Raw genomic sequence first — 22,371 nt, forward strand, 5'->3', positions numbered from 1 at the left:
CCCTGTGTGCTCAGCGGCAACACCGCCTGATACCTTTAGATCCGAGGCGGCTTGCGCGAGGCACGCATCCAGAAGGCCGCGCGCCCTGTTGCGAGATCCAATCGTCCGTCTAAAAGCGATCAACGTCCAGAACCGCCTGTGCGAAAGCCTGCGGCGCTTCCTGCGGCAGGTTATGACCGATGCCGCCGGTGATGGTGCGGTGTTCGTATTTCCCCGAGAATTTGCCGGCATAGGCGGCAGGCTGCGGATGCGGCGCGCCATTGGCATCGCCTTCCAGCGTGATCGTAGGGACGGAGATCTTCGGTCCCTCGGCGAGCCGTTTTTCATAGGCGTCGTACTTGCGTTCACCGTCCGCCAGGCTCAACCGCCAGCGATAATTGTCGATGACGACAGCGACATGGTCAGGATTGTCGAAGGCTTCAGCCGAACGATCGAACGTGGCATCATCGAATTTCCAGGTGGGCGAAGCGGTCTGCCAGATCAGCTTGGCAAAGGCGCGCCGGTTCTCCTCATAGCCCAGCCGGCCGCGGTCGGTGGCGAAATAGAATTGGTACCACCAGGCAAGCTCGGCGCTGGGCGACAGCGGCTTCCGGTTGATTTCCTGACTGCCGATGAGATAGCCGCTCACCGAGACCATCGCCTTGCAGCGCTCCGGCCAAAGTGCCGCCATGATGTTGACGGTGCGCGCGCCCCAGTCGCAACCACCGAGGATCGCCTTCTCGATGCCCAGCGCGTCCATCAGCGCAATCATATCCGCCGCAATGGCCGATTGCTGGCCGTTGCGCGGCGTATCCTGCGAAAGGAACCGCGTCGTTCCGTAACCGCGCAGATAGGGCACGATCACGCGGTAGCCGGCTTGAGCAAGCAAGGGCGCGACGTCGACATAAGTGTGGATGTCATAGGGCCAGCCGTGCAGCAGCAGAACAGCCGGTCCATCGGCGGGGCCTGCCTCGGCGTAGCCGACATCGAGCACGCCGGCCGGGATCTGTTTCAGCGCCGCAAAGGACGTGTGCGTGCCGGGCTTGATGTCAGCCAACGGTGCGGCGGATGCTTGCCCCGACTGCGCCATGGCAGCCCCCGCCATGCCGAGTTCGACCGCGGCGATGGTCATGGCTGCCACGCCGAAGAACCTGCGGCGTTCATGGTTGATTTCGTCAAACATCGGTCTCTCCTGTTGAACTCAAGCGTAATGGGAGAAAGCGGGCCGCATGTGTCCTGCATGTGTCGCCGCCGCTCGATCTTGAATACCAGTGTAGCGCCAAGCCGCCCGGATACAGTCTGATACAATACGCCTTGTGAACATTCCTCCGCGGGCAGCCGGCGCATATTCGATGCCAGACCGCCGGAAGCAAATTTGTATCCCTCTGTAGCGCGCCGGGCTGCGCCTACACCCCGGTACAATTTCCCACCCCACCAGACACATGCGGGATACGTCGCGCCGACCACATACGGGTCCGTTGCTGGTCAAGGCACATCGCCGCCCAGAGCCCGATCAATCGGTTCAAAGGAAACGATGATGACGCTTCTTATCATTGCCTATCTCGGAGGCGCGCTGACGATCCTCAGCCCGTGCATCCTGCCCATTCTGCCCTTCGTCTTCGCACGCGCCGAGAAATCGTTCGTTCGGAGCACGCTGCCGATGCTTGCGGGCATGGCCATCACCTTTGCGCTTGTCGCCACGCTGGCAGCGATCGGCGGCAGCTGGGCCGTCCAGGCCAACGAATATGGCCGCATTGCCGCGATCACCTTGCTTGCGGTGTTTGGCGTTAGCCTTCTCTCACCGCGGATCGCCAGCGCGCTCTCGCAGCCGGTCGTCGATTTCGGCAACCGGCTGATGAGCGCGACCGGCCATGGGCGCGCCACGCCCGATATCGCCGGCTCTTTTGTTCTCGGCATCGCGACCGGCCTGCTCTGGGCCCCTTGCGCCGGCCCGATCCTCGGCCTGGTCCTGACCGGGGCGGCGCTGCAGGGCGCCAGCCTTGCCACGACATTCCTGCTGCTTGCCTATGCCGCCGGCGCTGCCACCTCGCTTGCTATTGCGATGCTTGTCGGCGGAAAGGTTTTCGCTGCCATGAAGCGTTCGCTCGGCATCAGCGAGCGCATTCGCCAGGTCCTCGGTGCCGCGGTGCTCGCCGGCGTGGCGGCAATCGCGCTCGGCCTCGATACCGGCCTGCTGGCCCAGCTTTCCTATGCCAGCACTTCTTCCTTCGAGCAGAGCGTGCTCCAAAGGCTTGATGCGAAAGCTGCCGGCGGGCCGCTCTCCGAGACCGCCACCAATGACGCGGTGGTCGCGTCAGCCGACGCGAACCGCGCCTTTCAAAGCGACCTGCCCGTGGAAGCCGTTGCCCCATCGCTTGACGGAGCGGTGGAATGGCTGAACTCTTCGCCCCTCACCACCGAAGCCTTGCGCGGGAAGGTCGTTCTCATCGACTTCTGGACCTATTCCTGCATCAACTGCATTCGCACCGTGCCCTATGTCCGCGCCTGGGCGGAAAAATACCGGGATCAGGGGCTCGTCGTCATCGGCGTGCATGCGCCGGAGTTCGCCTTCGAGAAGAAGATCGACAATGTCCGCAAGGCGGTCGGTGATTTCAAAATCAACTATCCCGTCGCCATCGACAACGACTACCGCATCTGGCGCGCCTTCGAAAACAGCTATTGGCCCGCACATTACCTGATCGATGCCAAGGGGCAGCTTCGCTATCACCATTTCGGCGAGGGCAATTACCCACAGACGGAAAGGGCCATTCAGGACCTCTTGCGCGAAGCCGGCAGCGACATGGATGCAAGCGCACCGGTCACGCCCGAGACCAAGGGCGCAGAACTCGGCGCCGACCTCAGCAATATCCGCTCCAGCGAAACCTACATCGGCTACCAGCGCGCGGCGAACTTCGCCTCCAACGAGAGCCTGAGCGCCGATGCGGCGCGCACATACACGGCCGCCGAACCGGGCCTCAACGAATGGGGTCTGTCGGGAACCTGGACCGTGGGCGCGGAACAGGCGACGCTCGATGCGCCCGATGGCGGCATCGCCACACGTTTCAGCGCCCGCGACCTGCATCTCGTTCTCGGACCGAGCGCGGGCGGAAAGCCGGTCCGCTTTCAGGTGACCATCGACGGCAAAGCGCCGGGCAACAACCACGGCGCCGATATCGACGCCAACGGAAACGGCACCGTTACGGCGACCAGGCTCTACCAACTGGTGCGCCAGTCCGGCGACGTCTCGGCGCGTACCTTCAACATCCGGTTCCTCGATCCCGGCGTCCAGGCCTACGCCTTCACCTTCGGCTGAGACCTCGAGACACCTTCAAGACTGCCAACAAACGTCAACCCGACAAGGAGTGAAATCCATGAACCGCCGTCTCTCCACCCTTGCGCTCGCTTTCTTCACCAGCGTGATCGCCTTTGCGGCCCAGGCCGCCGAGGTCAAGAACATCGTCATCGTTCACGGCGCATTGGCCGACGGCTCCGGCTGGCGCCAGGCAACGGAAATTCTCGAGAAGCGGGGATACGCCGTCACCATCGTCCAACAGCCCATCACCTCGCTGGCCGATGACGTCGCCGCCACGAACCGCGCCATTCATTAGGCCGGTCCCGGCTCGGCGCCACTGGCGCCGACATTCCTTCACCCGCTTGGGAACCTGAACGCCTCCAGGCCGTTAGTTGGGATCGACAAAACGAGGGCAAGGATATGAGCTTCGATCAACTCGTACTGGCATCGGATCTCGCCGCCAAGGGCAAGTCGCCCTTCCCCGGCGAAACGGCAGAGTACAGACGCGCGCGGCAGGCTCTGCTGCGCGAAGAAATCGAGTTCCGGCGGCAGATGACGCGGCTCGTCGAGCTGCGGCGGTCGTTGCCCGATGGACCAACGATTGAAAAGGATTATCGCTTCAAGGATGCCAACGGCAACGACATCGGCCTGCTCGACCTCTTCGGCGACAAGCAAACGCTCATCACCTATTTCTGGATGTACGGACCGCAGCGCCCGCGCCCCTGCCCGATGTGCACGAACTGGCTCGGCGCCGTGAACGGCAATGCCGCCGATATTAAGCAGCGCGTGGCGCTGAAGATCCTTGGCCGCAGCCCCGTCGAGCGTCAGCTGGCATTTGCGCAGGAACGGGGCTGGCGAGATCTTGATTTCGTTCAGACCGTCGGCGACGACTATGCCCGGGATCTCGGTCTCATCAATGCCGACGGAAGCGAAAATCCGGCGCTTTCCGTCTTCAAACGTGACGGCGACACTGTCAGGCTTTTCTGGGCAAGCGAGATGACGATGGAAATGGCCGACCCTGGCCAGGACCCGAGAGACGCGCCTGACATAGCCTCGCTCTGGTCGATGCTGGATCTGACGCCGGAGGGTCGCGGTACGGACTGGTATCCGAAACTCAGCTATTGACCGACGCGGCCATACAGCGGTCGGGATGCCGCCAACCGGTCTCTGCTCGTTTGGCGGCGCATCAGGCGGTAGATCGCACCGCTCTCAAGTCCGCAGGATTTGTCGGCCCTATTCGTGCAAGTCTGTTTATTATGGCGAGCCGACAAGGGACAAATATGCGCAAAGATCTACGGTGCGAATTGCAGGATACGCATCGGCCGCTGAAGCGTGTGCCATGACGAACCCACCGATTCCAGCGGTTGTCGCCGAGGTGCTCGCGCAACACGCCGAGCCAATACGGGCGCGCCTCCTCCAGGTTCGCGATCTCATCTTCACCGTTGCCGCCGAGACCGAAGGCGTCGGACCGTTGACGGAAGCGCTCAAATGGGGGGAGCCGGCCTATCTCACGGAGGCAAGCAAAAGCGGAACGACCATCCGGCTGGGCGTTGCCACATCAGCGCCCGGACAATGCGCGGTGATCTTCAACTGCAAGACGACGCTTGTCGAAACCTTCCGCGTTCACTTTGCCGAAGATTTCACTTTTGAGGGCAACCGCGCCCTCCTTGTCCCTATCACCGGCGAGATGTCCAGAGAACCGCTGGCGCTCTGCCTGCGGGCAGCACTGACCTATCATCGACGCGCAACGGGTCAGCCAAAGGCCGGGCTCAAAATATCAACGGGAGGACGGAAACAGCGAGCCTGACAGCGTATTGCCGCACGCGTTTAGACGCGCAATGCCTCGGCGCGGTACCTTTGTCGGCCGGGAGGCGGCAGGCCGCGATGCAGTATCGAGCCTGCCGTCAATTGCCTTGCTCAGACGATGAAGCGGATGGCACGCTGGATTTCGAAGAAGTCCTTGGCCTCGAAGCGCAGCGTGCGTGCCGCCACATGCTCGACGCCCGGATACCAGCTGCCGCGATAGGCCTCGATCGGGGTCGTATATTCGACGACCAGTTCGAAGCGGTCGGCGAGTTCCGGCAGGCAGGCCTTCAGATCGCCCGACAGCGCCTTCTCCACCCCCTCGCGAATGGCAGCAACCGAGGCGTTCGGCGTCAGCGACCGGGTCGCGGGGCCAAAACCTTCGCTGGTGGCAACGGTGCCGATACCGGAAACGATCGCCTTGGCCTCTGCACACATGCCGGCGTCACCGGACAGGAACGCCGACGGCACGCCGTAACGCGCGGCACAAAGCGCGTTCAACGTGAACTCGGACGCCACTTCGCCATTGATCAAGAGCCGCGACACCGTGCCGGTCAGAGTGTGGGCGAGCGGGTTCGTGTCGGCGCCGGCCTTGTTGTGATAGCCAGTGTAGAGGGCCGCGGAAAAACTCTTGTCGATGCCGAACATCATCAGATCAGGATGGCCGCTCCAGCCTCTGACGATGCTGACATAGGCCGGCAGTTTCGAGAGGATCAGATTGCGCGCGGTCGAATGCGCGTCCTTGACCACTACTTCCTTGGCGCCGGCAGCCTTCGCCCCTTCGCAGGCCGCCACCAGCTCGTCGGTCATGTATTCGCGGAACTCTTCGTATTCCGGATGCCCCTTCTTGGACTCGTCCCAGGCGGTGATCCCCGCCGTGCCCTCGATATCTGCGCTGATGAAAACCTTCATGATCGTTCTCTCATGTTTCAAAGAAGCTCGGCCATCGACTGCAGCAGCCGATCGATCTGAGCTGGGGAATGTTCGGAAAACACCGCGAGCCGCAGCGTCGGTACATCAGGGGCGTCGGAGTAGCCGCCGGCCTGCTGGACACGGACGATGATGTCGCGTTCGGCAAGACGGTCGCGAAGGTGCTCGAGATCGGTCACGCCCTTGACGGTCACGATCGGCACCGGCGTGTCGGCGACCTCGAAGCCCAGCGCCCGAAGGCCGCTGCGCACATGCCCGATATTGCGGGTCAGGTTGGTACGCTTTTCCGGCGTCGTTTGCAGCACTCGCAACGATGCAGCGGCCGCAGCCGCAAGGCCGGGCGGTGCCGGCGAAGCGCCGCGCATGATCATCGCGTTGCACGCGATCTTTTCGGCAAGGGCCGCATCGCCGGGAACGACGCCACCGAGCGCACCGAACGCCTTGCTCATGGTGCCGGCGAGATAATTGCCCTCGCCTTCGAGCCCGGCGTGCTGCAGCGAGCCTCGGCCGGTTTCGCCGAGAACGCCGACGCCGTGGGAATCGTCGATGCACAGCAGCGCACCTTCATAGGGAGCCATCGCCTGTCGATAATCGGCAAGCGGCGCGAGTTTGCCTGAGGATGGGAAAACGCCGTCCGTCAGCACGGCCGGCCGCACGCCTGCCTTCACATGCAGCGACAGCTGCGAGGCCAGATCGTCCGGGTCGGCGTGGCGAAATTCATGGATCGGCTTTCCGAGCGTCGGGATTGCGTCGCGGGTGCTGTAATGCGTCGCAGAATCCATGAGGACGACGTCGAAATCGTCGCGCAGCCCCTGCAGCAACACCATCGGGCTGGTGTAGCCGGAGATCATATAGACGACCTCCTCCGTGCCGAACCAGTCGCGCAGCCGCTCCTGCAGGTCGGCATAGACCTGCATATGGGCGAGCGTACCCGGCCCCATGCCGTACCGCCTCGTGGCGTCGCAGGCCGCCTCGATCACCTCCGGGTGGCCGTGCAGGCAGAAGTAGGACGTGCCGCAATAATAATCGACCTCGCGCCCGCCGATGAGCATGCGGGCGCCGAGCGGCGATTCCATCTTGATCGGAGCTGCCATGGCCCGGATCACGCCGCTTCCGCCTGGGACGGGCTGCGCCGCTCCAGGAACATCGGCCCGACGCGGATACCGCGCTTGCCGTTATCATCGACGGCGTCGAGTTCGAGGATCTCGTCTTCGTACAACCGCCCATGCATGCGGAAGCGCCCTTCTTCGACCGGCTCGCAGGTGTGCGTGCAAAAATACTCGATTAGGCACTTCAATCCGCCATGGCTGTAGGTCAGGTAGGTGATGTTGAAATCCGGCCCGTATTCGCCGAGATGCGGCGCGATCGCGTCGGGCACGGTCTCATCATCAGGCGCCTCGATGCGGGTCCAGCGCGCATCCTTCCAGACGAGCTTGCCGGCTTCAGGGAAGGAGAGGTTCATGTGGGCATAGTCGGCGCCGCGCCCGTAGATGCGGCCATCGATGACGAAGTCGTTGCCGGCCACCGGGCGGATCTGGTGGGGCACGCCCTCGCCCATCAGATAGAGCTTGCCGTCCTTAGATTTGACCTCGACGATCTCCTGCGTGGCGTCGTCGCGGTAATAACCCGGCAAGGTCTTGAACTGCGCTTCTGAGATCGCAGGCGGACGCTGGACGCGCTCCGGCATCTTGCCCATCTTGCGTTCGGCAAGGACGATGCGCACGCCGTCAACGCCGAGCCGCGAGGCGATCTGGTTGGAAAAATCGAGGGTCGCAAAAATCAGCACGCCGACGCCGGCGGCCGGCAGAAGCATCATCTGCGAGGCATAGCCATAGACGGCGCCGCCATGACCGACCGAGGTCCAGCCGTCGACGTCGCCGGCACCGAAGCACAGGCCGTAACCGTTGAGCGTCTTGTCGTGGCCGGCCGGCCGCTTGCCGAACGGCGTCCACATTTCGCGCAGCGAGGCCGGCGAGATGATGGAGTTGCCTTCCGTGTCGAACCCGCCGCGCAGCAGGCACTGGGCGTAACGTGCCATATCGCCGCTGGTGGAAAAGATGTTGCCCGCCGGCGAACCGCCGAGGCTGAACACCGGCGCCGGCGTGTCGCCTTCCAGCGTCCACATGTCGGCAGGCGCGAGCCGCTCGCGAATGCCGGGTGCCATGCCGCAGGACGAGCTGTTCATGCCGAGCGGCTTTAGGATATTGGCAGCGACATAGTCCGAATAGCTCTGGCCGGTCACCGTCTCGATCACCCGGCCAACGACGGCGATGCCGGCGTTGGAATAATGCATCACTCCAAGGCTCGGATCCTGCTTCAAGGTCGAGCTCGCAAGCTCGTTGACCGTGTCTTCGAGCGGTGGCCGGGTGGCGTCGAGATAGTGGCCGCTCTTCGGTTCGCGCACGAGACCCGCCGTATGAGTCATGAGCTTGCGCAGGCTGATCACCGAGCCGTAGGGCCCGCCTTCGGCGCCGGCGAACGGGTTTACCGGCTTGAAGCCGGGCAGATAGGTCGACACGTCGACATCGATTTCGACAAGGCCCCTTTCGGCCAGCTGCATGATCGCCAGTGAGGTGAAGGTCTTGGTGATCGAGCCGATGCGAAAGCAGGTGTCCTTGCCCATGTCGAAATGGCGGTCGTGACGCTGGACATGACCTTCGGCGAGCACGCCGTCGCGATCGACAAGGGCATAGGAGATCGAGGGGATCGCCTTGTCCTCGACCTCATAGCGGATCAGATCCTCGAACAGCTCGATCGAGGCGGCAGACAGAGAGGACATCGGAAATGCTCCTTGGGTCTCAAAGGGATTGGGGTCTCAATGGGAATGGCGGGGATCCAACATGTCGCGCAACGCATCGCCGACAAGATTCCACGACAGCACGAAAAGGAAGACGGCAGCGCCGGGAAAGGCCAGCGTGTACCAGAACTGGAAGGGGTTGCCGGGCTGGCCGACGATCCAGTTGCGCGAGTAGGCGATGAACTGCCCCCAATCGGCATAACCTTCTTCGGTGCCGACACCGAGGAAGCTAAGCGCCGAGGCCGACAGCACCATGGAGCCGGTCGCCATCGTCGCCAGCACAAGCACCGGGAACATGGCGTTGGGCAGGATATGCAGCACGATCAGCCGCAGGTCGCTGGCGCCGTAACTCCTGGCCGCATGGATATAATCCATCTCGCGGATCCTCAGGATCTCGCTTCGAACGATACGGGCATAACTCATCCAGCCGAACGTCGTCAGTGCGATCGTGATCGGCACGATGCCCTTGCCGAGCAGCGCCGTCAGCACCATTGCCGCGATCAGGAACGGCACCGCCATAAACACGTCGACGATGCGCATCAGCACTTCCTCGACAACCCCGCCATAATAGGCGGCAACTGCGCCGACGACGGTCCCGATCAGCACGGAGATGGCGACGACCCCCAGCCCGATCTTGAACGCCGTGCGCGTGCCCCAGACGACGCCGTAGAAGATATCGTACTGGCCTTGCGTGGTGCCGAAAGCAGCCTCGGGCGACGGCGGCTGCGGCGTGGCCAGGAAGCCGGCACGCGGCGTGTCGTAGGGCGAAAGCTGGAAGCTTTGCGGCGGTGCCAGAACCGGTGCGAAAACGGCGATCAGCACGAAGGCGAGCAGGATCACGACGCCGAACAGGGATACCGGATTTCTTGCGAGGTAACGAAGAACCTTCATTGCGTCTTCACCCTCGGATCGAGCAACGGATAGATGAGGTCGACGATCAGGTTCATCAGCACCAGAACGACCGCGAAATAGAGGCCGAAGCCAAGGACTGCCGGGAAGTCGAGATTGGCGGCGGTCTTGGCTGCAAACTGGCCGAGGCCGGCATAGTCGAAGATAGTCTCAGTGATGACGACGCCGCCCATCATCACGGCCAGCTCCATTCCGGCAATGGTCGCAAGCGGCAGAAGCGCATTGCGCCGTGCGTGGCGCAGTTCTACGACACGGCGCGGCAGCCCCTTGGCGCGGGCGGTGCGCACATAATCCTGACGCAGCGTCTCCAGCATCGAGGTGCGCATCACCCGCGTCATGCTGGCGACGTTGACATAGGTCAGCGTGATGACCGGTGCTGCGAGGTGGCGCAGCGCATCGCCGAAGATCGCCAGATTGCCGTTCAGCAGGGCATCGACGGTGTTGGCGCCGGTGTAGCGCACGAAGTCGCTGGAGCTGACCACGGTCTGCGCCCATTGGCTGAGCCGGCCAGGCGGAAACCAGTCGAGCGCCGAATAGAAGATCAACAGCATCAGCAGCCCGAAGACGTAGACCGGGAAAGACCAGCCGAGAATGGTGAAGATGCGAATGACGTGATCCGGCCAGCGGTTGAGGTAGATGCCCGCCCGCGAGCCAAGGAAGACGGCGAGCAGCAGGCACGGAACGAAGGCCAGCACCACCAGTTCCAGCGTCGCTGGAAACAGCGACATCAGCGCGGTAGAAACCGGCTGGCGGGCAGTCTCCGACCACCCGAGATTTCCGGTCAGGATGCCGCCGATCCAGCGGCCGTATTGGATATAAAAGGGATCGTTCAGCCCATACTGCTCGATCATCCGGCGGATGCTTTCCTGACCACCCTTGAGATAATCAGGCGACGGCGCATAGGCCGCCAGTCTCTGCGTCGGCGAAAGCGACATCTGCAGCGCAAAGATCATCAACGACAGCGCGAAGAGAACGATGGGCAGCATCATCAGTCGTCTGAGTGCATAGTTCAGCACGGTTCACACGTTCCGATTTCAGGGAAAATGAAGCAAAGGCACGCCGGGCTTTGTAGCCCGGCGTGCCGGTCGCCAATCAGTCGTTGGCCTTGGTGACCGGGTAGAAATCCCAGGCGCCGTAGAGGATCATGTTGTCGACGTAGCCATCGATGTTGCTGCGGGTGACGACGTAGCCGAAGTCCTCCCACAGGAACTGGGTGGTGGCGTATTCGTACGACATTTCCTGGAGCTTGGCGTAGATCGGCTCGCGAACTGCGGGATCGACCGAGGCCCAGGCTTCGTCGAGCAATGGCTTGAACTTTTCCGCCATCAGGTCGCGGTAGCCCTGGCCGACCATGCCGCCGACGAGACCCGTGGGCGAAAGGTAGTAGCTGGCGGCCCCGAGCGGACCACCCGGGTCGGAATAGTCAGGACCCCAGCCCATCACCGTCAAGGGTGCTGCCGGCTTTTCGCGGTTGTTGAGCTTGTCCGAGATCGAGGCCCAGGGCAGCGCCTGGATCTGCAACTTGAACTTCGGGTTGACACGCGACAGACCCTGCTGCAGCGCCGAAAGTGCCGCCGTCAGCTGCGGATTGCCCTCGGTCACATAGGCCGTGAAGGCGAAGCCGGTATCCCACAGCTTGCCGCCGAACGCCTTCTTGAAGTGTTCTTCGGCCTTGGCAGGGTCGTAGCTGTAGATCGGCGAGTCCGGGCGATAGCCCATGATGCCGCGCACGGTCGGTCCGCGCGATTGCACCGTCTTGCCGAGCAGCACCTGGGTGAGGAGCGCATCGTAGTTTTGGGCATAGTTGAAGCCCTTGCGCACGTCGATGTCGGCAAAGAAGTCCGGGGGGATGCCGGCGCCGTCGAGCTTGCCGCTTCCGATCGCCGGGTTGTCGTTGTCGTCGAGCGGCCAGGCGAAGAAGACGCCGCGCGAAAACACCTTCTGCAGGCCATCGATGACCTTGACGCCTTCGGTCTTGCTAAGCTCGTCGATGAACTCGACCGGTGCGGTGACGAAATCGGCGTCACCGGACAGAAGCTGCAGGCGACGCGTCGTCCATTCCGGAACGGTGCGCATCACCACCCGCTCAAGCTTGGCAGGCCCCATGAAGTAATTGTCGAAGCGCTTCAAGGTGATGCGCCGATCGGTGCGGTCCCACTCCTCGAGCATGAAAGGTCCGGTACCGTTTTCTTCGGCAAACAGCGGATTGGCGCCGAGTTCAGGGCGATAGTGGGCCTTCCAGGTATCACCGGAACCATCCCAGCCGCCGACCGAGGCAACCCATTCCTTGTCGAGAACCGAGGTGCCGAAGGGCAGCGCGATCACGCCAAGGGTGGCCGGAAAGGATTTGGGCAGCTTGAGAGTGAGATTGTCGCCGTCGACGACGATCTGCGAGGCGAGCTGGTCGTAGACCTTGCGCAGGATCTCGGGGCTGGCGTCGTTGATGGATTTGACCTCGCCTTCAGTCTCGACCCACTTGGCGATGTCGGTATATTTGCCGGCGGTGATCACCTCGGTGATCGCGTTCGACATCCACGACTGCCCCTGGAGAATGGCGCGCAGCAGCGAATAGCGCACGTCCTCGGGCGTGATCTGGCCGTAGCCCGGCGCGAGCGTCGCCTTCTGGGCGTCGGTCAGCTTGTCGTAATACTCCCAGGTCACCTTGCCGTCGGCGCCCTTGACGCCGACCTTGTGGGCAAAAACGCCCTTGCGGATCGGGAAGGTATAACTCACCGAGCCATCGTCGCTCTGCTTGATGAGGCCGTTTTCAAGCGACGGCACCTCGGTCGAAAGCGACGGCACGAACTCGGAAATCTTCGAGCCGTTGAAGTTCAACAACCGGCTGTAGATGTTGAGCGCGCCGTAGGAGCTCGGCGTGTTGGCGATATAGGCCGGATCGAACGACTGGATGTCGTCGGTCCACATGAAGACGAAAGTGCCGGGGTTCTTGGTCTCGGCCATAGCGGGCGCAGCCGCGATGCCGAGCCCCAGGCTGAGGGCTAGGGCTAAGGTGCGTTTCATCGTTGTTCCCATTTGGTGGAGGCGGAAGTTTTCTTCTCGTTATAGGGGAGGCTAGAAGAGCGCTTGCAGGTCTGTCCAATGTGTAGTTAGGATAGACTATGCAAAACACGCATGAGGGCCGGCATGGAACTGCAATGGCTTGAAGATTTTCTGGAAATTGCCGCCACGCGGAATTTCTCGACGGCAGCGACTGCACGCAATATTTCCCAGCCGGCCTTCAGCCGGCGCATCAAATCGCTGGAGAACTGGATCGGTGCGGACCTGATCGACCGCAGCACCTATCCCGTGCAACTGACGCGGGCAGGCACGATGTTCCTGCCGGGCTGCCAGCGGCTCGTCCGGGAAGCCTATCGCCTGCGCACCGACTGCCGCAATGTCGCCGGCGAAAGCTCGGCCATGCTCACCTTCACCTCGCTGCATACGCTGGCGATGTATTTCTTCCCGAGGTGGATCGGCTCGCCGCTGATCTCGCGCATGCCCCTTCGCACCAGCATGCATGCGGCCGACTTCCTCGAAAGCATCGACCATCTGTGTTCGGGCCAGTGCGATTTCGCCATCACCTATGTCCATCCCGATGGCCCGCCGGTGCTGGAGGGCGGCCCCTTCGAATCCCTGCAGATCGGTAAGGATCGGCTCATTCTTGTATCGGGAACCGACGACAACGGCCGGCCGCTATTCGACATCGACGTGGCCGAAACCACGGAGATTCCCTATCTCGCCTATTCCTGGAGCGACGGCTATATCGGCAAGCTGGCAACGCTGATCCAATCGCGCTGGCGTCGCCCGCTCAACCTCAGCACCGTCTACCAGTCGGGCCTTGCCGACGGCCTGAAGCACATGGCCATTGCCGGCCGCGGCGTCGCCTGGCTGCCACAGATCTGCGTGGCCGAGGCGATGCGGCAGGGGCGCCTTGCCCAGATCGGCGGCCAGCAGATGTCGCTGGAGATGGAGATCCGGATCTTCAGGCGCGCGGGTCCCGGCAGCCATGACAGCGATGGGTTGTGGCAGCATCTCAAGCAATGCGCAGCGCTGCCCCAGTACAAGAGCGGTTTCGATGCGGATATCGACGCCGCCTGAGGCGTCAGGCCGCCCGAATTTGCCGGATCGGCGTCATATGCGAAGACAGACGATGCAATGCGCAATGTGCATAGTTTTGCCTGCCACAATCGTGACACATTGATTTCGCTGGGTTTTGCGCACCAAGCGGCGCAGGCCGATCCCGACGATCCGCTTCTACGACCCGGTTGAGCGCGGTGGCGGCCGCGCCCACCCGTATTGACAGGATGCGACCTCGTTGCGAGACCTGAGAGCGCAACGTCCCTTCGAAATCGGGTGCATGTGCTGATGATCCTGACCAAATCCGCAAAGCCTGAGCTGCCCGAGGATGTCATCCTTTCCGTGGAAGACCTCGAAGTCTCCTTCGCTGCCGGCACAAGGGCACAGCTGCGCGCGGTGCGCGGCGTCTCCTTCAGCATCGCCCGTGGCGAGACCGTCGCGCTGGTCGGAGAATCCGGATCCGGCAAATCGGTAACAGCCATGACGATCATGCGACTGACCGAATATGACGGCGCAGCCATCACCGGCGGACGGGTTTTGATGCGGTTGAAGGACGGTAAGGTTGCCGACCTCGCCAAGCTGTCGGATAAGCGGGTCGAAGCCCTTCGCGGCGCGGAAATCTCCATCGTGTTCCAGGATCCGATGTCGAGCCTGAACCCGGTCTTCACCGTTGGCGACCAGATCGCCGAGGCGGTGATCCATCATCAGGACAAGACACCGGAACAGGCGCGCCAGATCGCGCTCAATACCCTGAAGCTCGTTCGCGTGCCCGATGCCGAGCGCCGGCTCGACCAGTATCCCCACCAGCTCTCCGGCGGCATGCGGCAGCGCGTCATGATCGCCATTGCGCTCGCCTGCCGCCCGTCGCTGATGATCCTCGACGAGCCGACGACCGCGCTCGACGTGACCATACAGGCGCAGATCCTCGATCTGGTGCGCGCCCTGCAACGCGAGATCGGCATGTCGGTGCTGTTCATCACCCACGACATGGGCGTGGTTGCCGAAGTCGCCGACCGCGTCTGCGTCATGCTCAAGGGCGAAATCGTCGAGACCGGCTCGGTCTACGACATCTTCGCCCAGCCGAAACATGCCTATACGCGCGCCCTGATTTCGGCCGTGCCCCGCCTTGGCAGCATGGCCGGCAAGGACGCGCCGGAAAAATTCCCGTTGCTGGTCTTCGAACCCGAGCGCCAGTTCGCCGAGGTAACAGAATGAACGCGTCCGCGCCGATGAAGGAAACCCGCCTGCCGCTCGTCGAGGTCCGCAACCTGGTGACGCGCTTCGATCTCAAGGCCGGATTGTTCGGCCATGTCTCCGGCCGGGTACATGCGGTGGAGAACGTCTCCTTCGACATCTTTCCAGGCGAGACACTGGCTCTGGTCGGTGAATCCGGCTGCGGCAAGTCGACGGTCGCCCGCTCGATCATGCAGCTCGACCGGCCGCGCTCGGGCTCGATCCGGTTCGATGGAACCGAGCTGATCGGCGCGCCGCGCGCTGTCCTCGCACGGTTTCGGCGCGACGCCCAGATGGTCTTCCAGGATCCGTTCTCGTCGCTCAACCCGCGCATGACGATCGAGCAGTCACTGATGGATCCGATGCGGGTTCACAGGCTGGGTTCGACCGCGGTCATGCGTGCCCGCGCCGCCGAGCTTCTGGCAAAGGTCGAACTGTCGCCCGAGCATCTCGAGCGCTATCCGCATGCGTTTTCCGGCGGCCAGCGCCAGCGCATCTGCATCGCCCGCGCGCTTGCGCTCCGCCCGCGCCTGATCGTTGCCGACGAGGCCGTCGCCTCGCTCGACGTGACGATCCAGGCGCAGGTGATCAACCTGCTCATGGACCTACAGCGCGAGATGCAGATTGCGCTGTTGTTCATCAGCCACGATATGGCCGTGGTCGAGCGCATCGCCCACCGCGTCGCGGTGATGTATCTCGGTGAAATCGTCGAGATCGGCGACCGCCGCTCGGTCTTCTGCAATCCGCAGCACCCCTATACCCGCAAGCTCCTGTCGACCGTTCCGATCGCCGACCCGACGCGTCGCCCGGAAGGTCGCCAGCCGATGTCCGACGAGATCCCGAGTGCCGTGCGCGCGCCGGACTTTGTGCCGCGCGAACTGCCGATGCAGCAGATCTCATCGACCCATTTCGTGCGCGAGGTCGCGGCCGGCTGACGACGGCCGCATATCTCCCTTCCAGATCAGAGCATTCGAACATGAGCACTTCCGAAGTGACGCTGGCGGCTGCGAACGCCGCCGGCAACGCGACCGCAGAGATCGGCAGCGACCAGACCCAGACGAAAGCAGAAGGCTTTCTGCGCCCGGCAGCCGCGGAGCGACCGACGCCCTATATCGAAGTCAATGAGCCGCGCCTTGCCCGCAACTTAGAGGCCATGCAGCAGCGCGCCGATGCCGCCGGCGTCTCGATGTTTCCGCACGTAAAAACGCACAAGAGCCTCTATGTCGCACGCCAGCAGCTGGCACTCGGCGCGCGCGGCATCACCGCGTCCAAGCCCAGCGAGGCGCTGGTTTTCGCCGAAGCGGGAACCCCGTCGATCATCCTTGCCTATCCCATCGTCAAGGCGCAGTCGCTCGACCGTCTGCTGCCGGTGGTGAAGGAGCGCGGCACGCAACTGCGTACGATTGCGGCGAGCACGCCGGGTGTCGACGCGCTATCTGAGGCCGCCACCCGTCACGGCGTCGAAATCGGTGTATTCCTCAAGGTCGATGTCGGCCTCGGTCGCGTCGGTCTCAAGCCGAACGATCCGGCGGCGCTCGAATTATGCGCTCTGATCGCGGCCGCCGAAGGCCTGCATTTTGCTGGCCTGTTATCGCATGCCGGCCATTCCTATGCGGCCGCGAGCCTGCAAAGCCTGGCCAAGGTCGCTTTTGATGAAGCGGCAGATCTCGCCGGTCTCGCCGGCCGGCTTCAGGAGCGCGGCATTGCCGTCGACTGCCTTTCCATCGGTGCGACGCCGACCTGTTTGGGGGCGCCGCTGCCCTCTGAGGTCGATTGCATCCGGCCCGGCAACTACGTCTTTCTCGACGGCACCGCCCTTCGGCTGGGCATCTGCACCGCCGATGATCTGGCGCTCTCGGTGGTCGCCCGCGTCGTTGCGTCCAATGACACGCATTTCATCATCGATGCCGGGTCCAAGTCGATGAGTTCCGATCGCGGCGCCCACGGCATGGGCGGCGCCGGCTTCGGCACCGTCGTCAGCGCCGAGGGCGATGGCGAAACGGGAATGTGGACGCTCGAGCGACTGTCCGAGGAGCATGGCTTCGTTCCCTTCTCGGGACGCCCCTTGCCGCTCGCCAGCCGGGTGCGGGTCTTCCCCAACCACTCCTGCGCCTCGATCGCCAACTTTGACCATTTCACGCTGCACCTCGCCAATGGCGAGGCGACGACGCTGCCCGTCGATGCCCGCTGCTGCCAGACCTGATGGTGCAGGACGCGTGGTAGCGAACGCGCCGTATCCAACCGCCGACAGTTTCCCGCTGGTAGCGACGGCCATCGCCTGGCTGGGAATTGCGCTTGTCGGCGATATTTAAGCACTGTAGAAAATTCAGACCGCCGACTGGCTGTCGCCCTTGATCGGCCGCGGCTGAGCGGGCTCGCTTATGCTGTCGCGACATCACCGACGGCGATCGAGCGCCGGTGATTGGCATCTCGTCGCGTGAATGGATGAAGCGGCCGAACGCGACAACTGCTTGCGGCGGCGCTTACCGCAAACACTCGCTCTCGTCACCCAATTGAGCAACGATTTGACTTATGTCACGAGCGATGAATAATGTCAGGCGTCGACAATTGAAGGATCCCCATGCCTATCCGCAACACCGACCAGATCATGCACAAGGCCGCGTGGCTCTATTATAGCCATGGCCTGCGGCAGGACGAAGTCGCGCAGAAACTGGAGATATCCCGCGCCTCTGTTGCCACCTATCTCAGGCGGGCGCGCGAAACCGGGATCGTCAACATCACCACGTCCACGGAGCTTTTCACCGACGACGTGCTGGCGCGAGAACTCGAGGACGCGACCGGCGTCACTGCGGCCTGGATCGTACCGGAGGATCGCCAAGCCATGGACCCAACGGCTGAAATGCCGGTGCTGGCCGCATCCGCCTTCCTCGAGCTGATCAACAAGGGCGATCGCGTTGGTGTCGCCTGGGGACGCACGGTCTACCATATCGCCGATGTGATGCCCTTTGCCGACCTGCGCGGCGTGACGGTGGTCCAGCTCTGCGGCAATCTCGGCGCACCCTATTCCTATCGGCCGGACCAGTGCACGACGGAGATCGCCCGCCGGCTCAATGCCGAAGGCATCAATTTCTACGCGCCGCTGGTGCTCTCGTCCGAGCGGCTGGCCGAGGAGCTTCGCGGCGAGCCGGTGATCCGGGAGCAGTTGTCGACGATCGCCGACTGTCATCTGGCGCTCTATTCCGTCGGCGGCATCGAAGACGACAGCCACCTCGTCAAATGCGGCGCACTCAGCGCCAGCGAGATGCATCGCATGGGTGAAGAAGGCGCTGTCGGCGTCATCGCCGGGCAACTGATCGACGGCGACGGCCAGTGGATAAACTGCGCCCACAATCGGCGCTGCATCTCCGCCGACCTCGATTCGATCCGCGCCATCAGCAAGCGCATGCTGGTCGTCCAGGAAGACAGTAAGTTCGAGCCGCTGATGGCTGCGCTGAAGGGTGGCTTCGCTTCGCATCTCGTCGTCACCACATCGATGGCGCGACGGGTGATGGATCGCTGGCGGCGCGACGGCCTCGGCAAGGTGCATGCCGCAACCGCCTAGCCAGGTGTTGAAACGCAGCACGGCACGCAAGGTCGGCCACATGCAAACGAGGCGGCCTTTCGACCGCCCCGTTTTCCTGCAAGTGGCTGTTTAATCAGGGCTTCGGCATCCATGCCGGCATGGCGACATCCGCATGGGCGAACTGCGGCAGCTTGGTGCCGAGTTCTTCCATGTTCTTGATATCTTGATCGTTCAGGTCCTTCTGCGTGATCAGCGTCGGGGGCACGATGACGCTCCGGCCCGGATCCTCGCCGGCAAGCAGCATGGCAAGCGTCCTGACCGAGACTTGCCCGACCACGGCCGGGTTGGTGGCAGCTGTTGCCGCCCATGCGGAATCGGGCTCGCGCATCGCCGCGATATCCGAGGTCGAGATGTCGGCGGAATAGATCTTCACGCTCGACGACAGACCGGCTTCGTCGACCGCAATCTTCACGCCCTTGGCGAACTCATCATAGGGCGCGAACATCACGGTGATATCCGGGTTGGCGGAGATGACGGAGCGCGCCTGGTTGGCGACGGAGTTGGCGATCGGGTTGTCCATCGTGCCGAACTGCGAGATCTCGTTGATACCCGAATACTTGGCCTTGAATTCCTTCCAGGTCTCGTCGCGACGGTCGAGCGGCGCGATGCCGGCGACATAGACGTAACCGGCCTTGAAGCTCTCGCCGTTATCCTTGCTCGCCTGTTCCAAAGCGAGGCGGGCGAGGTCGCGGTCGGATTGCTCGACCTGCGGGATCTTCTCGTTTTCGACATTCACGTCGAAAGCCACGACCTTGATGCCCGCATCGACGGCGCGCTGGGCCGCTTCCTTCATCGATTCCGTCAGGCCGTGCTGGATGATGATCCCCTGCACGCCGAGCGCGATCGCCTGGTCGACCATGTCGGCCTGAAGCGCTGCATCCTGCCGGCTGTCGAGAACCTGAAGCTGGACGCCGAGAGCCCTTGCCTGCGCCTCCACGCCGGCAAGGTAGGACTGGAAGAAGTCGCCGGTCGAGAGATAGCGCACGAGCGCGATCTTGACGTCGCCCGGCTTGTCGAACGGTTTCGGCATGTCGGCGGCGAAGGAAGCGGTGGCGAAAGCCACGGTTCCGGCAAGGCCAAGCGCCAGCTTGCCCATTGCTCTGCGTGTAAAGTTCATTTCAGTCTCCTCCACTGGTGAACGTTTGTTTTCCGCGGGCGGGGTATTCCCGTCAGCGTTTGCCTCTTTTAGAGAGCGCAAAGGTGAAGATCAGGGCGATGACGAGAACCGCGCCCTTGATGAAATCCTGGGTGTAATAGGGCGCGTTCATCATCGTCAGGCCCTGAAGCAGAATGCCGACGAAGAGCGCGCCGATCGCCGTGCCGAACGCATTCGGTTTGGCGGCACCGAGCACTGCAAAGCCGATCAGCGCCGCAGCAACGGCATCGAGCAGCAGATTGTTGCCCGAGGCGATGTCGCCACGGCCGAGGCGGGCGGCGAGCAGGATGCCGCCGATAGATGCGAAGACGCCCGAGATGACATAGGCCGAGATCTTGTAGGCATTGACCGGGGCGCCCGCGAGGCCCGCGGCGCGCTCGTTGGAACCGACCGCATACATCATGCGCCCGAAACGGGTGTATTCGAGGAAGAACCAGATCACGACCGCCAGCACGATCAGCACCACGACGGAAACCGGCACGAGGTTCGGCAGGACGAGATCGAAGCGATGGCGGCCCAGCGCCAGGAAGGCCGGGCTGAAAGTGCCTGTAGCCACTGAGCCGTCGGGAAGTGTCATGCCGGCGGCGATGGAGCGGCCTTCGGTCGGTATGCGTTGCAGGCCGAGCAGCAGGAACATCATGCCGAGCGTTGCCAGGAGGTCCGGCACGCGCATATAGACGATGATGACGCCGTTGATCAGTCCGACAAGAACGCCGATCGCCAGGCAGACGAGCGTTGCCGTCAGCGCGTCGCCGCCCATCACCACCATCACATAGGATGACGCCATCATCGCCGTGGTCGCGACCGAGCCGATCGACAGGTCGAAGCCGCCGACGACGAGCGTGGCCGTGACGCCGAGCGCCAGGATACCGGTGATCGATACGGATTGCAGGATGAAGACGGCGCTCTGCGGCGAGGAAAACCCGTTCGTCACCAGCGAGAAATAGACAACCAATCCGACCAGGAGAACAAGGAAGCCGTATTTGATCGCGACGTCGCGCAGGCTAACTCCGGCACTTGGCGGCGGCGCCGGCAGCACCGAAGCGGCGGGGGACGCGGTTTTCATCTGTTCACTGCTCATGGGGCTGTCCCTGCTGATGATGTTGACCGGCGATCTCCTGGAGGAGACGCTCGACGTCGACCGAGGCGTTTCGATGCTCGCCGACGATCGTGTGCTCCGACATCACGAGAATGCGGTCGGCGATCTCGAAGGCTTCGTCGAGTTCGGTCAGGAAAACGATGGTTGCGCGGCCGGAGGCCGAGGCGCGCAGCTTGGCGCCGATATCGCGGCGCGCGGCGATGTCCACACCCTGGAAGGGCTCGTCGAGGATCAGGAGGCGCGAAGGCTCGGAAAGCCAGCGCCCGACCATGATCTTCTGCTGATTGCCGCCGGAAAGCGTCTGCATCTCGTCGCGCTCGCTGCGGCAGACGACGCCAAGTGCGGCGATCTGCGCCCGCGATTTCGCCCGTTCGGCCCGGCGGCTCGATATGCCGAAGCGCGACAGCCGCTTGAGGAACGGCAGGCTGATATTCTCGTAGATGTTGAAATCCGGAACGATGCCGCTGTCAGCCCGATCCTTGGCGACCAGAAACACGCCCTTGGCGATCGCCTGTCCGGTCGATTGTGGATGGTAGGATGCGCCGTCGAGCGTCATCTGGCCGGCTGCTGCCGACCGCGCCCCGAACAGCGTCTCGGCCAGCGCCGTCTTGCCGACACCGACGAGCCCGGTGACGGCGACGATTTCGCCATCGCCAAGCGCCAGGTCGAACGGACGGGACGTCTCCGTAAGCCGCAGGCTCTTCACCGAAAAAACTGCGCCACGCGCTTCGCGCACCGTCACGGCCCCTGCCGACACCTTTTGCCCGAGCATCGCGTTGACGGCAGCCTCGTAGTCGAGATCCGCCCCTTCGAAGCGGCCGGTTATGCGCCCGTCGCGCAGCGTGACGATGCTGTCGGCGAGCCTGCGGATGTCCGACATCCGGTGCGAGATATAAAGGATCGCCACGCCGCGGGCTTTCAGCCGATCGAGAAGCTCGAACAGCCGATCGGCCTCAGCACTCGACAGCGACGAGGTCGGCTCGTCGAGGATCAGCACCTGCGGCTCGTGTGCCATGGCGCGGGCGATGGCGACCATCTGCCGGTCTGCGAGCGTCAGATCGTTGATATCGGCGGAAAGATCGATGGCCAGACCCATGCGGGCAGCAACGACAGCCGCCTCGCGCCTTACACGGCGCGGATTGAAGAACAGGCGCGCGCCGCGGCCGTTCAGGCGATCGAGCGTGAGATTGGTCGCGACGTCGAGATCGGAGACGACGCCGTCATTGATGTTCTGGTGAACCGTCACCACGCCGGCCCGGATCGCCTCTGCCGGCGTCGCCGGCGCGAATGAGAGGTCGCTGAGCCGCATATCCCCGGCATCTCTGACGTAGACGCCACTGAGGATGCGCACCAGTGTCGACTTTCCAGCGCCGTTGGCCCCCATCAGCACCGTGACGGCACCCTTGCGCAATTCGAGATCGACGCCCTTCAGGACCGGTATCAGCCCGAAGGATTTGCGCACGCCCTCGATGCGAAACACTGCTTGTTCGCTCATGCTCTCCTCCCAATGAAG

Annotated in this window: 16 protein-coding genes and 2 pseudogenes; 8 read left to right on the forward strand and 10 right to left on the reverse strand. The window is 63.2% G+C overall.

Translation table 11 applies throughout. The annotated features are described in order from the left end of the window. Positions 1–109: 109 nt before the first annotated feature. A complete protein-coding gene (locus AC244_RS05040) occupies positions 110–1,162 on the reverse strand; it encodes an alpha/beta fold hydrolase (RefSeq protein ID WP_053247734.1) in 1,053 nt (350 codons plus the stop codon). Between the two features lie 354 nt (positions 1,163–1,516). Between AC244_RS05040 and AC244_RS05045 the strand changes: the two genes are divergently transcribed. The 4 genes and pseudogenes from AC244_RS05045 (at position 1,517) to AC244_RS05060 (ending at position 5,078) form a co-directional block, all read left to right on the forward strand. Further along, a complete protein-coding gene (locus tag AC244_RS05045; RefSeq protein ID WP_053247735.1) occupies positions 1,517–3,292 on the forward strand; it encodes a cytochrome c biogenesis protein DipZ in 1,776 nt (591 codons plus the stop codon). A 58-nt stretch (positions 3,293–3,350) separates the two neighbouring features. Then, positions 3,351–3,581: pseudogene (locus tag AC244_RS05050) on the forward strand (alpha/beta hydrolase); the annotation flags it as partial. A gap of 110 nt (positions 3,582–3,691) precedes the next feature. Continuing rightward, the gene (locus AC244_RS05055; protein ID WP_053247737.1) at positions 3,692–4,396 is read left to right on the forward strand and encodes a DUF899 family protein; all 705 of its coding nucleotides are present in this window, start codon (positions 3,692–3,694) and stop codon (positions 4,394–4,396) included. Between the two features lie 214 nt (positions 4,397–4,610). After that, complete coding sequence (locus AC244_RS05060; protein ID WP_053247738.1) at positions 4,611–5,078, forward strand: DUF1801 domain-containing protein; 468 nt, start codon at positions 4,611–4,613, stop codon at positions 5,076–5,078. A 110-nt stretch (positions 5,079–5,188) separates the two neighbouring features. Here the strand turns inward: AC244_RS05060 and AC244_RS05065 are convergent, their stop codons facing one another. The 6 genes from AC244_RS05065 to AC244_RS05090 form a co-directional block, all read right to left on the reverse strand. Further along, on the reverse strand, positions 5,189–5,986 hold the full coding sequence (locus AC244_RS05065) for a M55 family metallopeptidase (protein WP_053247739.1): 798 nt from the start codon (positions 5,984–5,986) through the stop codon (positions 5,189–5,191). 17 nt (positions 5,987–6,003) lie between these two features. Further along, positions 6,004–7,098 (reverse strand): aminotransferase class I/II-fold pyridoxal phosphate-dependent enzyme, encoded by a 1,095-nt coding sequence (locus AC244_RS05070; RefSeq protein ID WP_053247740.1) that lies wholly within the window; start codon positions 7,096–7,098, stop codon positions 6,004–6,006. 8 nt (positions 7,099–7,106) lie between these two features. Beyond that, complete coding sequence (locus tag AC244_RS05075; RefSeq protein WP_053247741.1) at positions 7,107–8,783, reverse strand: serine hydrolase domain-containing protein; 1,677 nt, start codon at positions 8,781–8,783, stop codon at positions 7,107–7,109. 36 nt (positions 8,784–8,819) lie between these two features. After that, positions 8,820–9,692: an ABC transporter permease gene (locus tag AC244_RS05080; protein WP_053247742.1), complete on the reverse strand. Its 873-nt coding sequence runs from the start codon at positions 9,690–9,692 to the stop codon at positions 8,820–8,822. Next, positions 9,689–10,726: an ABC transporter permease gene (locus tag AC244_RS05085; RefSeq protein ID WP_234716848.1), complete on the reverse strand. Its 1,038-nt coding sequence runs from the start codon at positions 10,724–10,726 to the stop codon at positions 9,689–9,691. The genes AC244_RS05080 and AC244_RS05085 overlap by 4 nt, the downstream gene beginning before the upstream one ends. 76 nt (positions 10,727–10,802) lie before the next feature. Beyond that, on the reverse strand, positions 10,803–12,731 hold the full coding sequence (locus AC244_RS05090) for an ABC transporter substrate-binding protein (RefSeq protein WP_053247743.1): 1,929 nt from the start codon (positions 12,729–12,731) through the stop codon (positions 10,803–10,805). 123 nt (positions 12,732–12,854) lie between these two features. Between AC244_RS05090 and AC244_RS05095 the strand changes: the two genes are divergently transcribed. From AC244_RS05095 to AC244_RS05110, 4 genes and pseudogenes are all read left to right on the forward strand, one after another. Continuing rightward, complete coding sequence (locus AC244_RS05095; protein WP_053248360.1) at positions 12,855–13,808, forward strand: LysR family transcriptional regulator; 954 nt, start codon at positions 12,855–12,857, stop codon at positions 13,806–13,808. A 267-nt stretch (positions 13,809–14,075) separates the two neighbouring features. After that, positions 14,076–15,955, forward strand: a pseudogene (locus AC244_RS38815) (ABC transporter ATP-binding protein). A 41-nt stretch (positions 15,956–15,996) separates the two neighbouring features. Further along, the gene (locus AC244_RS05105) at positions 15,997–17,223 is read left to right on the forward strand and encodes an alanine racemase (RefSeq protein ID WP_053247744.1); all 1,227 of its coding nucleotides are present in this window, start codon (positions 15,997–15,999) and stop codon (positions 17,221–17,223) included. A gap of 378 nt (positions 17,224–17,601) precedes the next feature. After that, entirely contained in the window at positions 17,602–18,582 is a 981-nt protein-coding gene (locus AC244_RS05110; RefSeq protein WP_053247745.1) for a sugar-binding transcriptional regulator, read from the forward strand. Between the two features lie 94 nt (positions 18,583–18,676). On the opposite strand, the gene AC244_RS05115 is transcribed toward AC244_RS05110, so the two are convergent. From AC244_RS05115 to AC244_RS05125, 3 genes are read right to left on the reverse strand one after another with little or no spacing between them, the layout of a single operon-like run. Beyond that, the gene (locus AC244_RS05115; RefSeq protein ID WP_053247746.1) at positions 18,677–19,720 is read right to left on the reverse strand and encodes a substrate-binding domain-containing protein; all 1,044 of its coding nucleotides are present in this window, start codon (positions 19,718–19,720) and stop codon (positions 18,677–18,679) included. A gap of 52 nt (positions 19,721–19,772) precedes the next feature. After that, positions 19,773–20,840, reverse strand: a complete 1,068-nt coding sequence (locus AC244_RS05120) for an ABC transporter permease (protein ID WP_152975856.1) — start codon at positions 20,838–20,840, stop codon at positions 19,773–19,775. Beyond that, the gene (locus AC244_RS05125; RefSeq protein WP_053247747.1) at positions 20,830–22,353 is read right to left on the reverse strand and encodes a sugar ABC transporter ATP-binding protein; all 1,524 of its coding nucleotides are present in this window, start codon (positions 22,351–22,353) and stop codon (positions 20,830–20,832) included. The genes AC244_RS05120 and AC244_RS05125 overlap by 11 nt, the downstream gene beginning before the upstream one ends. Positions 22,354–22,371 lie beyond the last annotated feature (18 nt).

It is taken from the genome of Ensifer adhaerens, assembly GCF_001270265.1.
Taxonomy (GTDB): domain Bacteria; phylum Pseudomonadota; class Alphaproteobacteria; order Rhizobiales; family Rhizobiaceae; genus Ensifer; species Ensifer adhaerens_B.

What these genes read in the sequence shown, in the direction of transcription:
- AC244_RS05120 (WP_152975856.1), bottom strand. Translation starts at nt 20,840, where the DNA reads ATGAGCAGTGAACAGATGAAAACCGCGTCCCCCGCCGCTTCGGTGCTG.
- AC244_RS05110 (WP_053247745.1), top strand. Translation starts at nt 17,602, where the DNA reads ATGCCTATCCGCAACACCGACCAGATCATGCACAAGGCCGCGTGGCTC.
- AC244_RS05090 (WP_053247743.1), bottom strand. Translation starts at nt 12,731, where the DNA reads ATGAAACGCACCTTAGCCCTAGCCCTCAGCCTGGGGCTCGGCATCGCG.
- AC244_RS05060 (WP_053247738.1), top strand. Translation starts at nt 4,611, where the DNA reads ATGACGAACCCACCGATTCCAGCGGTTGTCGCCGAGGTGCTCGCGCAA.
- AC244_RS05080 (WP_053247742.1), bottom strand. Translation starts at nt 9,692, where the DNA reads ATGAAGGTTCTTCGTTACCTCGCAAGAAATCCGGTATCCCTGTTCGGC.
- AC244_RS05095 (WP_053248360.1), top strand. Translation starts at nt 12,855, where the DNA reads ATGGAACTGCAATGGCTTGAAGATTTTCTGGAAATTGCCGCCACGCGG.
- AC244_RS05040 (WP_053247734.1), bottom strand. Translation starts at nt 1,162, where the DNA reads ATGTTTGACGAAATCAACCATGAACGCCGCAGGTTCTTCGGCGTGGCA.
- AC244_RS05065 (WP_053247739.1), bottom strand. Translation starts at nt 5,986, where the DNA reads ATGAAGGTTTTCATCAGCGCAGATATCGAGGGCACGGCGGGGATCACC.
- AC244_RS05075 (WP_053247741.1), bottom strand. Translation starts at nt 8,783, where the DNA reads ATGTCCTCTCTGTCTGCCGCCTCGATCGAGCTGTTCGAGGATCTGATC.
- AC244_RS05105 (WP_053247744.1), top strand. Translation starts at nt 15,997, where the DNA reads ATGAGCACTTCCGAAGTGACGCTGGCGGCTGCGAACGCCGCCGGCAAC.
- AC244_RS05115 (WP_053247746.1), bottom strand. Translation starts at nt 19,720, where the DNA reads ATGAACTTTACACGCAGAGCAATGGGCAAGCTGGCGCTTGGCCTTGCC.
- AC244_RS05070 (WP_053247740.1), bottom strand. Translation starts at nt 7,098, where the DNA reads ATGGCAGCTCCGATCAAGATGGAATCGCCGCTCGGCGCCCGCATGCTC.
- AC244_RS05125 (WP_053247747.1), bottom strand. Translation starts at nt 22,353, where the DNA reads ATGAGCGAACAAGCAGTGTTTCGCATCGAGGGCGTGCGCAAATCCTTC.
- AC244_RS05045 (WP_053247735.1), top strand. Translation starts at nt 1,517, where the DNA reads ATGACGCTTCTTATCATTGCCTATCTCGGAGGCGCGCTGACGATCCTC.
- AC244_RS05055 (WP_053247737.1), top strand. Translation starts at nt 3,692, where the DNA reads ATGAGCTTCGATCAACTCGTACTGGCATCGGATCTCGCCGCCAAGGGC.